Below are 13,989 nucleotides of genomic sequence, written 5' to 3'. Positions count from 1 at the left end.
GCGCATGCGATTCAGCGCCGTCGACATCGCTCGCGAGCTCGGCCAGCACGAGCCGACCGACGAGCAGCGGGCGATCATCGAGGCGCCGCTCGGCCCCGCCCTCGTCGTCGCGGGGGCGGGCTCGGGCAAGACCGAGACGATGTCGGCGCGAGTGCTCTGGCTCGTCGCCAACGGGCTCGTCTCGCCCGAGCACGTGCTGGGCCTCACGTTCACCCGCAAGGCGGCCGGCGAACTCGCCGCGCGCATTCGGCAACGGCTCGTGCAGCTGAGCGCTTCAGGGCTGCTCGAGCAGTCGGGCACCGTCGTCGACGCGTTCACCCAACCCACCGTCGCCACCTACAACTCGTTCGCCTCGAGCCTCTACCGCGACCACGCGGTGCTCATCGGCCGCGACCCAGACTCGGTCGTGCTGCGCGACGCGAGCGCGTGGCAACTGGCGCGCGAGATCGTCACCTCGACGACGGATGCCCGGCTCGCCGACCTCGACCTCAGCGTCGACAGGCTCACGGCCACAGTGCTGCAGCTCGCGCACTCGGTCGCCGAGCACGACGCCGACATCGCCGACGTGCGCCGCGTCATCACCGAGTTTCTCGAGCTCGCCGACCTGCCCTATGGCGATCGCTACGAGCGGCGTGAGAAGTTCGAGGCCCTCATGAAGCTGGGGGCGACCCTTCCGATCGTCGACCTCGTCGAGCGGCTGCAGCACGTGAAGCACCGCGACGGCTTCGTCGAGTTCGCCGACCAGGTGAGCCTCGCGCTCTCGATCGTGCGTCGGCACTCGAGTGTCGCTGAACAGCTGCGCGAGCGGTATCGCGTCGTGCTGCTCGACGAATACCAAGACACCAATGTGGCGCAGACCTGGCTGCTCGCCGAGCTCTTCGGCTCGACCCCCGTGATGGCGGTCGGCGACCCGCACCAGTCGATCTACGGCTGGCGCGGCGCGAGCGCCTCGAACCTCGACGACTTCGCCGCACGGTTCGCCCGCAGTTCGGGTGGTGCGGTCGGCCGCTACTCGCTGAGCACGTCGTGGCGCAACGGCACGAGCATTCTCGAGGCCGCGAATCTCTTGGTCGAGCCCCTCACCGCCCGCGGGGGAGTCGCCGTGGCGACGCTGCGGCCCTCACCGGTCGCGAGCAGCGAGCCCCTCGACCTGGTGTTCGCAGAAACCCTGCACGACGAGGCGACGGCCGTCGCAGCGTGGCTCGCCGAGCGGGTGGCCGAGCCGCCGCCGGGCAGCGAGCCCGGCGCTGTCGATGCCGAGGGCCGCCCCCTGCGGGCGAGCGCGGCGCTGCTCATGCGCAATCGCACGACGCAACCGGTGTTTCTCGCCGCGCTGCGAGAGGCGCGGGTTCCCGTGCACGTGCTCGGCATCGGCGGTCTGCTCGAGCAGCCCGAGATCGCCGACCTCGTCAGCGCGCTCTCGGTGATCGGCGACCCCGCGGCCGGCACCGAGCTGGTGCGCCTGCTCGCCGGCCCGCGGTGGAGCATCGGCGTCGCCGACCTGCACGCCCTCAGCCGCATCGCCTCGTGGTTGCGCGACCGTGACCTGTCGCAGCGCGCGTTCAGCGACGAGGTGAAGGCCAAGCTGCGCGCCTCCGTCGCCCGCACCGACGGGGTCTCGCTCGTCGACGCCCTCGACTTCGTCGCGACGGCATCAGACGGCCACTCGCAGCTGGCCGCGCTCAGCCCGGCGGGTCTCGAGCGGCTGCGCGATGCCGGCCGATTGTTCGCCACGCTGCGCACGCGCACCGCGCTCGACCTGCCCGACCTCGTCGTGGCCGTCGAGCACGACCTCATGCTCGACATCGAGGTGGCGGCGAACCCCTCTCGCACGATGGGCGAGGCGCCGCGCGAGGCGTTTCACGAGGCGCTCGACGGCTACCTCGCCCTCGCCGACAACGCCTCGCTGGGCGGGTTTCTCGGCTGGTTGCGTGAAGCCGAGTGGCGCGACAACCTCTCGCCCCGGTCAGAAGCCCCCGAGCCCGGAACCGTGCAGGTGCTCACCATTCACGGCTCGAAGGGTCTCGAATGGGATCACGTGGTCGTGCCGCGCCTCGTCGTCGACGAGCTGCCGAGCAAGCCGCGCGACGGCACCACCGGCTGGCTTCGCCTCGGAGTGCTGCCCTACGAGCTGCGCGGAGACCACGCCGAGCTGCCGGGCTTCGACTGGCGCGGTGCCGAGAGTCGCAAAGAACTGCTGCTGCGGCGCGATGCCTTCACCGAAGAGGTCAAGGCGCATCTCGAGCGCGAAGAGCGCAGGCTCGCCTACGTCGCGGTGACGCGTGCGCGCCACCGGCTGCTGCTCACCGGGTCGTTCTGGGCGTCGCAGTCGAAGCCTCGGGGGCCGAGCCCGTTTCTGCAGCCGTTCGCAGAGCGCGGCCTCATCCCCTCGCCCCCCTCTGGGCCGCAGCACGACGAGAACCCCGTCGTCGACGACAGCGCAGTCGAGCCGTGGTGGCCCTTCGACCCCTTCGGCGCGCGTCGAGACCGCGTCGTCGCCGCTGCTGAGCGCGTGCGCGCGGCCGACCCGACCGTGCGCGGCGACGACCGTCGCGGCTGGCAGCGAGAGATCGACCTGCTGCTGGCCGAGCGCGCCGAACGACTCGAGGCCACCGGCAGGGTGGCGCTGCCGCTCAGGGTGCCGGCGTCGTCGTTCAAAGACTTCATCACCGCTCCGGCCGAGGTGGCCGAGCGACTGCGGCGGCCGATGCCGCAGCGCCCCTATCGAGCGACCAGGCTCGGCACGGTCTTTCACCGCTGGGTCGAGCAGCGCTACGGCCTCGGAGCCACGCCCGATTCGGTCGACGGCCTCGACGCCGAGTTCGACCTCGCGGCGGGCGGGCTCGCCGGTGCGGCTGCCGGCGGGGTCGCCGCCGACGGCATCGATGCGCACGCGCTCGCCGCCCTGCAGGCCACGTTCGAGCGCTCGGAGTGGGCGACGCGCACCCCCATCGACGTCGAGCGCGAGCTGCACGTGCCCTTCGAGGGGCGCATCCTGGTGTGCAAGATCGACGCCGTCTACTCGACCGACCCCGACTTCGACCCCGTGCGCGCTCGGGATGCTCGCCACGGCCCGCGCAGTGTCGAGATCGTCGACTGGAAGACCGGAAAAGCTCCACGAGACGACGCCGACCGCGCGGCGAAAGAGCTGCAGCTCGCGCTCTACCGCGTCGCGTACGCGCGCTGGGCGGCCCTGCCGCTCGAGTCGGTGACGGCGGCGTTCTACTTCGTCGTCGACGACGCCGTGCTGCGCCCCGAGTCGCTGCCCGACGAGCAGCAGTTGCGCGAGCGATGGCGCGCCGCCGTCGGCACGGCGTGAACCCGGCGCCGACCTACGCCCGCACCGCGGGCACCGCGAAGCGCGTGCGATAGCTCTGCACGAGGCTGCGCATGCCGATGCCGCAGACTCCGACGAGAGTGTCACCCCGGTAGAACTCGACCACGCACTCGTCGTCGAGCGAGCCGGCGACGAGCTCGCTGTGATCGGCCAGGTAGGTCATGCCGAACGCGAGCACGTGGGCGTCGTACTGGTCGCTCCAGAACGAGGGCAGCGGCGCGAACCCGGCGGCCGCGAGGGGTTCGCAGTCGTCGCCCGCGTAGTGCGCGGCGATGAGCTGCCCCGCCCGCTTGCCGGTCTCGGTCGGAAGGTTCCAGTGCTCGACGCGGCGCGGCACCTCGTCGAACAGCGGGTTCGCGTAGCGCGCCACGTCGCCGACCGCGAACACCGACGGGTGCACGACCCCGTCGACTCCGACGGCTCGCAGCCCCGCGTCGACGAGCACGCCGTCGCTCACGTCGAGCCCCGAATCGCGCAGCCATTCGGTGTTGGGGTCGCTGCCGACCGCGACCACGAGCGCATCGCACTCGAGCATGACGCCGCTCGTCAGAATGACGCGCTCGACGTCGGGGTCGCCGATGAGCCCGAACAGCGACTCACCCGTGAAGAACCGCACACCGTGCTGCTCGTGCCTGCGGCGCAGCTCGCCGCCGAGCAGCGGGCCGAGCGCACGCTCGAGCGGAACCCGGCTCTGCGTGACGACCGAGACCTTCGCCCCGTTCTTGGCCGCCGTCGCCGCGATCTCGCAGCCGACGAACCCCGAGCCGAGAATGACCACGTCGGCACCCGGTCGCAGCACCGAGCGCAGCGCGATGGCGTCGTCGACGGTGCGCAGCACGTGGATTCCACCCAGACCGTGGTCGTCGATGGGCAAGGGCTTCGGCCGCAGGCCGGTCGCGATGACGAGAGCGCTGAAGGCGTGCTCGTCCCCGCGATCGTCGACGACCACCTGACGCTCGACATCGAGCGAGGCAGCCGCGCGCCCGAGCACCCACTCGACGTTCTCTTCGAGCGCCGAGCGAATCGGGAACGCCACGTCGGCGTGACCCTGCCCTTCGGTCTGCAGCAGCTCTTTCGACAGCGGCGGGCGGTTGTACGGCGCGTGCGCTTCAGCACCGAGAAACGTGATCGGCCCCGCGTAGCCCGCGCGCCGAGCACCTTCAGCGGTGCGCAGACCGGCCATCGAAGCTCCGACGATCAGTAGCGGAGCATCCTGAACCGCACGCTCAGCCACGCGAGGTCACGCCTTGGTGATGAGAATCGCCTGCATGGGGCAGACGTCAGCAGCAGCCTCGAGGTCGCCGAGCATCTCGTCGGGCGCCTCGGCCTGATATTCGAGCTTGTCGTCGGCGTTCAGCTGAAACACCTCAGGGGCTTCGAAGACGCACTGGCCGTAGTGCTGGCACTTGTCCATGTCGACGTCGATCTTGATCATGCGTCTTCTTCCTCCTGGATGCGAGACGGGTAGAGGTCTTTCGAGGGTGTGCGGATTCCGCGGAACTCCCAATCGCCGCCGAGCGCCGTCGACACCACTTCTTCACTCGAGGTCGGCTGGGCGCCGACGTCGGTGCGAATCGGTGTGGGGCCCTCGACGATCGTATTGGTGAGGCGACCGAGGCCGTCGACCTCGACCTCGACCACATCGCCGGGCTGCACGGGGCGCGAGTTGGCGGGCGTGCCCGAGTAGATCATGTCGCCCGGCACGAGCGTGATGGTGCGGGCGAGGTCGGCCACGAGGTAGTGCATGTTCCACTCCATCGTGTCGGTCGAGTCTTCTTGCACGACAGCGCCGTTCACGAGGGTGCGAATCGTCTTGCCTCGGAAATCCCAGTCGGTCACCAGGCCCGGCCCCACGGGTGCGAGCGTGTCGCTGCCCTTGACCCGCAGCATCGAGCCTGCGTCGGTGTCGCGAAAATCGTGCAGCCCGTAGTCGTTGCCCACCGAGTAGCCAGCGATGTAGTCGCCCGCCTCGTCTGGCGAGACGTTGCGGCACGTGCGCCCGATGACGATGACGATCTCGCCCTCATAGTTGAGCCACTGGCAGCCTGCCGGGCGCACGACGGCGCCCTTGTGGCTGTTGAGCGCCGTGATCGGCTTGTGAAAGTAGGTCGGCGCCGGCGGCAGCTTCGTCATGAACTCATCGCTGCGGCTCGGGTAGTTCAAGTGCACGGCGATGATCTTGGTCGGCTCGGTCGGCGGCAAGTGGATGGCCTCGTCGACTGCGACGATGCGGCCATCGGATGCTCGCAGCTCGTCGCCGTGCCGCACCACCTGCACGGCCGCGCCGTCGAGCAGAATGCGCCGGTACTCGGTCATGCGGCGCCCGCGACGTCGGAGGAGTCGTCGCGCGAGAGCGTGACGTCTTTCGGCAGCGGAAACCCGCCCTCGGGCTCAGGAAAGTAGATGTGCACCTGGCCAGTGCCGATCGAGTTCTCATACTCCGAGTACATGACGCCCTTGGCCGTGTTGGCCTCTTCGCCCGTGGCGCCCGCCATCTGCAGCCAGTGGCTGAAGTTGGCCTCTGGCTTGTACTTCTTGAACTCGGGCATGGTGTCGAGAATGCGCTTGTGGTCGCCCTGCTTCATCCACTCGATGCGCTCGAGGTCGGCCTCTCGGGCTTCGGGGCTGAAGATGTGCGACGGGTCGCTCGCCTCGTGCTTGCGCAGGTCGCGCAGCTTGTAGAAGGTGTGCGAGAGCGCCCCCGAGGCGAGCAGCAGCACCTTGCGGTCGCTGTCGCGAATCGCCTCGCCGAGCGCGCGCCCCGAGCGCAAGAAGTCTTCGGTCGTCGCCGTCTGGCAGACCGACATGCTCACCCAGCGCTTGTCGAGCCCGCGGCCGAGGTAGTGCCACAGGTTGACGGTGGCGTAGAAGATCGGCAGGTGCGGGTCGCTGATGGGCGTCACCCAGGTGCCGTTCTTCTCGTCGTAGTTCGCCACGGCATTCGCGAGTTCGGGGTCACCCCTGAACGCGTAGGGAATCTGCGACATCCCTCTCGGCAGTTCTTCGCTCGTGAAGAGTCCGCTGCGTTCGGCCTGCGCGGTGATGACGAACTCGACGGTCGTCGCCCAGTGCGAGTCGAGCACGACGACGGTGTCGTAGTCGAGGGTCTCCATGACCTCGGTGCGCAGGCGCTTGAGGCCGGGCACGAGCGTGATCTCTTTGCCCCCGTTGAGGTCGTGCCGCACATCTTGCGGCAGCATGATGGTGGGTACGTGCGCGAGGATCGCGGCTCCGACAACCTTGCCCATGACTTACTCCTTCCACCCTGAGGGTGCGTAGACGGTGTTCTTGACGTCGGCGTAGAAGTCGAACGACCACACGCCTCCTTCGCGGCCGATGCCGCTCTTCTTGCTGCCGCCGAACGGCGCGGCGAGGTCTCGAACGAAGAAGCAGTTGACCCAGATCGTGCCGGCGACGAGATTCGTCGTCAGCCGTTCGGCCCGTTCGCGGTCGCCGCACACGACGACGGCGGCGAGGCCGTACTCGGTGGCATTGGCGACCTCGACGGCTTCGTCGTCGGTCGAGAAGGTCTGCATCGTGAGCACGGGGCCGAAGACTTCAGCGGTGGCGATCTCGCTGTCGGGCGCCGCATCGACGATGAGCGTCGGCCTGAAGTAAAGGCCGCCGAGCTCGTCGTTGCCCGAGCCGCCGATGATGACGCGAGCGCCGTCGGCTTGCGCGCGCTCGACGAATCCGGCGACGCGGTCGAAATGCACCTGGTGAATCTGCGGGCCGATCTGCGTCGCCTCGTCGCGGGGGTCGCCCTGCACGATCGCGGCGGCGGCGTCGGCGAAGCGTTCGGCGAAGGCCTCGGCGATGCGCTCGTGCACGAGCAGGCGCGTGCCCGAGAGGCACACCTGGCCGGCGTTGTCATACTGCTCGATGGCGATCTCGACGGCGAGGTCGAGGTCGGCGTCGTCGGTGATGATGAGCGGGCTCTTGCCCCCGAGCTCGAAGCTCACGGGGGTGAGGTTGTCGGCGGCCGAGCGCATGATCGCTTTCGCGGTCGGCACCGAGCCGGTGAACGCTATGCGGGCGATTCCGGGATGCGCGACGAGGGCCGCGCCGGCCTCCGCACCGAGCCCCTGCACAACATTGAAGACTCCCGCGGGCACGCCGGCCTCGGCGCACAGGTCGGCGAAGTAGCTCGCGCTCAGGGGCGTCCATTCGGCGGGCTTGAGCACCACGGTGTCGCCGGCCGCGAGGGCCGGGCCGATGCGCCAGGTGGCGAGCATGAGCGGGGCGTTCCAGGGGGTGATGATGGCGACGACCCCGGTCGGGTCCCAGCTCACGACGTTGTCGTGCCCGCGGGTCTGCCAGACGGGGTGCTCGAGCTTGGTCATCGCCCAGTCGGCGAAGAATCGGATGTTCATGGCGACGCGCGGCATGACCCCGCGCCGGTGGCTGCGCAGCAGCGAGCCGTTGTCGAGGGTCTCGAGCTGCGACAGCTGCTCGACGTTCGCCTCGATGAGGTCGGCGAGGCGATGCAGAATTTCGCCGCGCCCCTCGGGGCCGAGGTCGCGCCAGGCGGGAAAGGCGGCGGCAGCGGCGGCGACGGCGGCATCGACTTCTGCCTGGCCGCCGCGCGCGACATGCGCGAGCACGCTGCCGTCGATGGGCGAGATGCTCTCGAAGGTCGAATCGCTCGCGACGCGGGCGCCGTCGATGTAGTGCCGCGTGTCGACGGTCAGTGTGGCCAGTTCAACCTGGTGCGCTGCAGTCTGCACGCGGGCGGCTCCCTTGCTGTCGCGAGTCGTTCGGATACGAACGAGTCTTTCGATAGTAACCGAGTCGCGGCCCGAGCGGTAGGGCTAGGGCGGTTGCCTGCGTGAGCGGGCATCCCGTGACGATGGCGCTACCGGGCGCCCTCAGTACTGACCTACCGCTGACCTTCGGTCACGAGTGTCACGGCGCGCAGCATATCGGCGAGTTCGCGGCGCCGCTTCGGGTCGATCGTGCTCGAGATGGTGCGCTCGTGATCGTTGAAGGTCGGAAACAGCCGCACCATGAGCTCGCGCCCCGACGGCGTCATCGACACGTTGACGAGCCGGCCGTCTCGCTCGCTGCGCTCGCGGGCGAGGTAGCCCTTTGATTCGAGCGTGCCGAGCACCCCCGTGAGGGTGGCTTTCGAGAAGCCGCCCTCTTCGGCGATCTGCCGGGTCTCGATCGGCTCCCAGATCCAGGTGACCCAGAGCACGACGAAGGCTGTCCACGACAGGCCGCTCTCGGCGAGCACGCTGCGCTCGAGGTAGTTGCGGGTCGCGTTGGCCGCGCGAAACAGGTTCGAGACGACGGCCATGGCTTCGAAGTCGAGCGGCAGCGAGCCGAGCTTCGAGACGACCTGCTCCTCGGTCTCGGCGAGCGTGTGTGCGCTGGGCATGGAATCCTCCTGCGTTCATTATCAGGGCGTTCGGCACGCTCGCGATCGCGGCTGGCCGCGCGGGGGACTCGACGGGCGCGCGGAAGTTCGTTAGCATCCGAACAAATCGCTTCCTACGAAAGCAGGCGCTCATGGCGACTACGACCGATCTCACCCTCGCTGACCTCGACCTCTTCGCCCATGGGGCGCCGTGGGGTCTGTTCGACGATTTGCGTGCCACTCCCGGCCTGCACTGGTCGACCGAAGAGTCGCCCAGCAGCGGGTTCTGGTCGGTGACGCGCTATCACGACATCGTGCGCGTGCTGCGCGACACCGAGACGTTCACGTCGACCAAGTTCACCAACCTCGAAGAGGTCGAGCCCGAGCTGCAAGACCAGCGCCGGTCGCTGCTCGAGACCGACGGGCTGCGCCACCGCGCCCTGCGCCGCATGCTGCAGGGGGAGTTCACCCCGCAGGCGGTCGCCAAGTATGAGACCTTCCTGCGCGGCATCACTGCGAAGACGGTGGATGCCGCGCTCGCGAAGAAAGAGTTCGACTTCGTCGACGAGGTGAGCGCAGATTTTCCGATTCGGGTGCTCGCGCGCCTGCTCGGTGTGCCAGACAGCGACACGGGCCAGCTCATCGCCTGGGGCAACCGCATGGTCGGCAACACCGACCCCGAGCACGCCGACCTGCTGATCGATTCGGCCGAGAGCGAGCAGTACAAGCACGTGCCGTTCCGCTCGCCGGCGGCGATCGAGGTCTACGAGTATGGCCGGCACCTCGCCGCTGAGCGTCGCGGCAAGGGCGGCACCGACCTCATCACGCTGCTCGCCGATGGCGTGCCGAGCGACGGCCAGCCGCTCAGCGAGCACGAGTTCAACACCAACTTCTTGCTGCTCGTCGTGGCCGGCAACGAGACCACGCGCCACACGATCTCGCACTCGATGAGCAACCTGCTCAACAATCCGTCGCAGCTCGAGATTCTCAAGAACGACCCTTCGCTCATCCCGTGGGCGGTCGAGGAGTTCTTGCGCTACGCCTCGCCCGTCTACCACTTCAGGCGCACCGCCACGCGCGACGTCGAGTTCTCGGGAACCCAGGTGGCCGAGGGCGACAAGGTCGTCGTCTGGTTCGCCTCGGGAAACCGCGACGACGCCGTGTTCGACGAGCCGTACCACTTCGACGTCACCCGCACCCCGAACGAGCACATGTCGTTCGGCCGCGGTGGGCCTCACATGTGTCTCGGCAACGCCCTCGCCCGCATCGAGCTGCGCATCATGTTCGAAGACCTCATCACGCGCGACGTCACCCTCGAGCGCACCGGAGACATCGACTACCTGCGCAGCAACTTCGTGCACGGCATCAAGCGCATGCCGGTGCGCGTGGCCTGACCCGCGCCGCGCCGAGTGGTCAGTTGTCGTCGCCTCGCTGTGGGTTTGCAGCAACAACTGGCAACTCGAGCGTGAAAGTGTCGCGCAGGCCGTTCGTAGCGCGCGCTCAGCGCGGCAGCAGCCCCGCGACCTCGGTGAGAAACGCGTCGACGAGCGCATACGTGCGGTCGCGCGCCGCGTCGGCCGTCGCCACCGTCTCGGCCAGCATGATGTCGGGGTCGAGGCCGGCTTCGCGAATCTTGGATGCTCCACCCCAGTCGAGCCACCCCTGCAGCCCAGCGGCATCGAGCTCGGGGTGAAACTGCACGGCGAGCGTGCTCTCGATCGTGAACGCCTGCGAAGCGGCGGGGGTTCGCGCGAGCTCGACGGCGCCGGGCGGCACGGCCCAGCGGTCGTAGTGGAACTGGAACCACGGGCCATTGCCCACGAGCGACGGCTGATCGCTCCAGATCGAGGTCCAGCCGATCTCGGCTCGCGGTGCGGGCGACACCGAGCCGCCCATGGCGCGCGCGACGAGCTGGCCACCGAAGCAGATGCCCAGCACGGGCATCCCACCGGAGACGGCGTCACGCAACCACGAGATCTCAGGAAGCAGCCAGCGGCCGATGCAGGCGTCGTCCCACGCGCCCCAGGGGGCGCCGAGCGGCACGAGCACGTCGTAGTCGCCGCGGTCAGGAAACTCTGTCGCGACGTTGGGCGACGAGAACGACTCTTCTGGCACGACGAGATGCGTGTCGATGTCGAAGCCGAGCTGCGCGAAACGCTCGCCGACCGGCCCGAGGGGGCTGACATGATCGTGCTGGATGAACAGAACGCGCATCGGGCCTCCCCATCGAGTGTGCGGGTAGTCTACTATCTCGTTTGAACCCGAACGATCGGCAACGTCGCCGCCCCCAGTGCCACGAAGGAGTCGCACATGAGTCACAGCCTGGCCAACCTGCAGAGCGAGCTGCTCGCTGCCGATATCGACGTGCTGCGGGTGATCTACGCCGACATCATCGGCACCGTGCGGTCGAAAGACCTGCTCGTGCGAGAACTCGACAAGGTGAGCCACGGCGGCCCGACGTTCTGCCAGGGCGTCTGGGTGACGACCACGCAGGGTGGCGTGCTCGACGGCGCAGACGTGCTCAGCAACGGGCTTGAAGACTTCGTGAGCCAGATCGTTCCCGACGGCTGGCGCGCGCTGCCGTGGGAACCGGGCGTCGCCTACGCGGTCGCCGGGGCGAACAACCCGGATGGCCAGCCCAACCCGCTCTCACCCCGCGTGCTGCTCGAGCGCATGGTGCAGAAGTTCGGCGACCTCGGCTACACGCCCGTCGTCGGCCCCGAGCTCGAGTTCTACATCGCCGACCGCACCGACGACGGCGGATACCGCCGCGCCCTCGAGGCGACCGGCCGTGTGTACACGAGCGGCGCAACCGTTGACCCCAAGGGCACCTTCTTGCACCTGCTGCGCATGCTCGACCAGATGCGCATCGGCGTCTTCGCCGGCAACCACGAGTTCAGCCCGAGTCAGTACGAGATCAACATTTGGCACGGCGAGGCGCTCGACGCGTGCGACCGCATCTTCATGCTCAAGGCGGGAGTGAAAGACGTCATCGCCCGACTCGGCCAGGCTGCGACCTTCGCCGGCAAGCCGTGGAGCGACGAGGGCGGCAGCGGGTTCCACCTGCACATGTCGCTCACCGACCGCGACGGCGCCAACCTCATGCATGAGGGCGGCGAGCTCAGCACCCTCGCGAAGCAGATGATCGCGGGCATCGTCGAGCACGCTGCGGCGCTCACCGCCATCTGCAACCCGACCATCAACGCCTACAAGCGCCTCGGCCCCGACACGCTCGCGCCCTACCGCGGCAACTGGGGCTACGACAATCGCAGCGCCATGCTGCGCATTCCGCCGGAGCGCGGCCAGGGCACGCGCCTCGAGATGCGCCTCGGCGACGGAGCCGCGAACGCCTACCTCATGACCGCGGCCCTGCTCGCCGCGGGGCTCGACGGCATTCAGCGCGGCCTCGAGTGCCCCGACCCCTCGGTGGGCTACGCCTACGAAGACGACCGCTTCGCCGTGCTGCCCATGACGCTGGGCGATGCTCTGGATGCTCTGCGCGCCGACACCCGCCTCATCGACATCATCGGCGGCGACCTCGTGAACGTCTTCGAGGTGATGAAGCGCGACGAGATCGAGCGCTACACCGACGCCGTCGACGACCCCACGACGCGCGACGTCACCGACTGGGAGGTCAAGGAGTACTTCCTCGATCTTTAAGTCGCGGCAGATCGTCCGAACTGACACCCTCTGCAGCAGAATGCAGGGATAGATGGGGACGCCAAGCAAGAGCACGAAGGTCATGACTCTGTTGCAGTCCAACCTCTCGTGAGGTCACCCGTTGTTGGGCTGTTGCTGCTGTGTTCCTCGGCCTGGGTAACCTTGTGGCTCATCGTCTTCTGGGCCGCACCGGCCGTCATCTCCGGCCACCCCTTCAGCCTCCTTTCTGTTGCCCTCGTTGGCTGGGGTCCACCTTTCGGAGCACTGGCTACTGGAGCGGTGATTGCGGCGCTATGGCTACTTCAGCGAGTGTTGCCACCTGTTGTTGCAGTTGTTGCGGCAGCAGTGGTGGGTTGGTCCGTTGCGCTCGTGGCCTGGTGGCTTCTACTCGGAGCAAGCTACTTCGACGCGACTGCGTCAGTCATCACCGTCGCTGTCGCTCTGGTGGGCGCGGTGATCGCCGTAGTCGTCTGTTGGCCACGACAAACCCGGCAGATCCCACGTCTGGCACGCGTGGGCCGCTAGCGCTGACTCCTACAATTGGGGAGTCTGCTGAAAGGCAGAAGCTCCTCCCGCGCCGACGACCTCAGACCGAAGGCTTCGACCGGTCCTCGACGAGCGACCCCCCGTTGAACGTCACGCCCACCTCGCGGTAGTACGCCGCGATCTTCTCGTGCACCGGCAAGATCGACGCGAGCTCGTCCCAGGGGGAGTCGTGCAGTTCGAGCTCGAAGTCTCCGACCCAGGTCTCACCGATCTCGGCGTCGGTCGTGCTCATGGTGATGAGCTGGTCGAGGCTGTTGCCAGCGCCGGGGGTGATGGAGGGCATCCACCGTGAATGCAGCATGGGGTGGCCGTTGACGAAGCCGTTCGAGTCGCTGGGTGCCCGCAGCGTCACGACGAGCGAGGCGAGGCGGTGGTCGTAGGCCGCGAGCGAGGCGCCGAGGCGCGCACCCGGCGCGAGGCGGGGGGATGCTTTGCCCACGTTGAACACGCGCGTGACGGCCATGCTCCCAAGCTTCTTCGGGTACCCCTGAAACCACCCGCGGCCGATCGCGAAGTCTTTCGTCACCCAGATGGCGACGCAGCGCGTGTAGGTCACACCCTCGTGCTTGACGCGTACGACCGCGAACGTCTCGAGGTATTGCGAGCGCACAGGGTCGAGCAGCTCGGCGCCGCCGGTCGAACACGACTGCCAGTCGGCCCAGATGAGCGCCACTGCTCCTGGGTCGTCGTCGGCGAGCTCGAGGCCGTCGGGCAGCAGTGCCGCGACGTTGGCGGGGTCGGTGCGGTACTCGGCGGTGAGCAGCGTGCCCGAGTAGTACCAGGGCATGTCGGGCACGAGGGCGCTCGCGCCGCTCGGAGTCTGGGGGGCGAGAAATCCGTTGAGGTCAGCCATGCGAGTCAGGCTACCCAATCATTCGTAAACAAACGATAGGCAATTCGGGATGCTCCGCCGAGCCGCCATCGATGTCGCCCGTTTCTCGCACCATGGCGCGAAAGTTCGGCCGAAAATGCTGCACATCGGCGATATCGGCGAGCATCGCTGCTTGACGCGCGCGACTGAGTACAGCACTCTTGTGCCAGGTCGTTTTGATACGAACGATCCACCCCAACTCAAAGAGGAGTTATG

The 13,989-nt window shown here is 68.2% G+C and carries 11 protein-coding genes; 3 read left to right on the top strand and 8 right to left on the bottom strand.

Annotated elements, in window-relative coordinates; all coding sequences use genetic code 11:
• The first annotated feature begins 4 nt into the window (after nt 1–4).
• On the top strand, nt 5–3,319 hold the full coding sequence (locus KIT89_RS06705; protein ID WP_297603846.1) for an ATP-dependent DNA helicase: 3,315 nt from the start codon (nt 5–7) through the stop codon (nt 3,317–3,319).
• A 13-nt stretch (nt 3,320–3,332) separates the two neighbouring features.
• Here the strand turns inward: KIT89_RS06705 and KIT89_RS06700 are convergent, their stop codons facing one another.
• From KIT89_RS06700 to KIT89_RS06675, 6 genes are all read right to left on the bottom strand, one after another.
• Entirely contained in the window at nt 3,333–4,571 is a 1,239-nt protein-coding gene (locus KIT89_RS06700; protein ID WP_297603845.1) for an NAD(P)/FAD-dependent oxidoreductase, read from the bottom strand.
• 6 nt (nt 4,572–4,577) lie between these two features.
• Nucleotides 4,578–4,772: a ferredoxin gene (locus tag KIT89_RS06695; protein ID WP_297603844.1), complete on the bottom strand. Its 195-nt coding sequence runs from the start codon at nt 4,770–4,772 to the stop codon at nt 4,578–4,580.
• A complete protein-coding gene (locus tag KIT89_RS06690; RefSeq protein WP_297603843.1) occupies nt 4,769–5,653 on the bottom strand; it encodes a fumarylacetoacetate hydrolase family protein in 885 nt (294 codons plus the stop codon). Before KIT89_RS06690 ends, KIT89_RS06695 begins: the two co-directional genes overlap by 4 nt.
• Nucleotides 5,650–6,585 (bottom strand): catechol 1,2-dioxygenase, encoded by a 936-nt coding sequence (locus KIT89_RS06685; protein ID WP_297603842.1) that lies wholly within the window; start codon nt 6,583–6,585, stop codon nt 5,650–5,652. Before KIT89_RS06685 ends, KIT89_RS06690 begins: the two co-directional genes overlap by 4 nt.
• Before the next feature lie 3 nt (nt 6,586–6,588).
• Nucleotides 6,589–8,064, bottom strand: coding sequence for an aldehyde dehydrogenase (locus KIT89_RS06680; protein ID WP_297603841.1), 1,476 nt, complete (start codon nt 8,062–8,064; stop codon nt 6,589–6,591).
• A gap of 152 nt (nt 8,065–8,216) precedes the next feature.
• A complete protein-coding gene (locus tag KIT89_RS06675; protein ID WP_297603840.1) occupies nt 8,217–8,717 on the bottom strand; it encodes a MarR family winged helix-turn-helix transcriptional regulator in 501 nt (166 codons plus the stop codon).
• A gap of 131 nt (nt 8,718–8,848) precedes the next feature.
• Here KIT89_RS06675 and KIT89_RS06670 point away from each other — a divergent pair, with 131 nt between their 5' ends.
• Nucleotides 8,849–10,090 carry a cytochrome P450 gene (locus KIT89_RS06670; protein ID WP_297603839.1) on the top strand — a complete coding sequence of 414 codons (1,242 nt, stop codon included), beginning with the start codon at nt 8,849–8,851 and terminating at the stop codon, nt 10,088–10,090.
• Nucleotides 10,091–10,196: 106 nt separating this feature from the next.
• On the opposite strand, the gene KIT89_RS06665 is transcribed toward KIT89_RS06670, so the two are convergent.
• On the bottom strand, nt 10,197–10,910 hold the full coding sequence (locus KIT89_RS06665; protein ID WP_297603838.1) for a type 1 glutamine amidotransferase: 714 nt from the start codon (nt 10,908–10,910) through the stop codon (nt 10,197–10,199).
• A 96-nt stretch (nt 10,911–11,006) separates the two neighbouring features.
• On the opposite strand from KIT89_RS06665, the gene KIT89_RS06660 reads away from it, so the two are divergent.
• Entirely contained in the window at nt 11,007–12,356 is a 1,350-nt protein-coding gene (locus KIT89_RS06660; RefSeq protein ID WP_297603837.1) for a glutamine synthetase family protein, read from the top strand.
• 586 nt (nt 12,357–12,942) lie between these two features.
• Here KIT89_RS06660 and KIT89_RS06655 read toward each other — a convergent pair.
• A complete protein-coding gene (locus KIT89_RS06655) occupies nt 12,943–13,755 on the bottom strand; it encodes an acetoacetate decarboxylase family protein (protein WP_297603836.1) in 813 nt (270 codons plus the stop codon).
• Nucleotides 13,756–13,989 lie beyond the last annotated feature (234 nt).

The sequence above is a fragment of the Microcella sp. genome, assembly GCF_025808395.1.
Taxonomy (GTDB): Bacteria; Actinomycetota; Actinomycetes; order Actinomycetales; family Microbacteriaceae; genus Microcella.
Note: the sequence above shows the minus strand (reverse complement) of the source record. Positions and strands in the feature narration are given on the sequence as shown.

What these genes read in the sequence shown, in the direction of transcription:
- KIT89_RS06705 (WP_297603846.1), top strand. Translation starts at nt 5, where the DNA reads ATGCGATTCAGCGCCGTCGACATCGCTCGCGAGCTCGGCCAGCACGAG.
- KIT89_RS06695 (WP_297603844.1), bottom strand. Translation starts at nt 4,772, where the DNA reads ATGATCAAGATCGACGTCGACATGGACAAGTGCCAGCACTACGGCCAG.
- KIT89_RS06690 (WP_297603843.1), bottom strand. Translation starts at nt 5,653, where the DNA reads ATGACCGAGTACCGGCGCATTCTGCTCGACGGCGCGGCCGTGCAGGTG.
- KIT89_RS06685 (WP_297603842.1), bottom strand. Translation starts at nt 6,585, where the DNA reads ATGGGCAAGGTTGTCGGAGCCGCGATCCTCGCGCACGTACCCACCATC.
- KIT89_RS06675 (WP_297603840.1), bottom strand. Translation starts at nt 8,717, where the DNA reads ATGCCCAGCGCACACACGCTCGCCGAGACCGAGGAGCAGGTCGTCTCG.
- KIT89_RS06670 (WP_297603839.1), top strand. Translation starts at nt 8,849, where the DNA reads ATGGCGACTACGACCGATCTCACCCTCGCTGACCTCGACCTCTTCGCC.
- KIT89_RS06665 (WP_297603838.1), bottom strand. Translation starts at nt 10,910, where the DNA reads ATGCGCGTTCTGTTCATCCAGCACGATCATGTCAGCCCCCTCGGGCCG.
- KIT89_RS06660 (WP_297603837.1), top strand. Translation starts at nt 11,007, where the DNA reads ATGAGTCACAGCCTGGCCAACCTGCAGAGCGAGCTGCTCGCTGCCGAT.
- KIT89_RS06655 (WP_297603836.1), bottom strand. Translation starts at nt 13,755, where the DNA reads ATGGCTGACCTCAACGGATTTCTCGCCCCCCAGACTCCGAGCGGCGCG.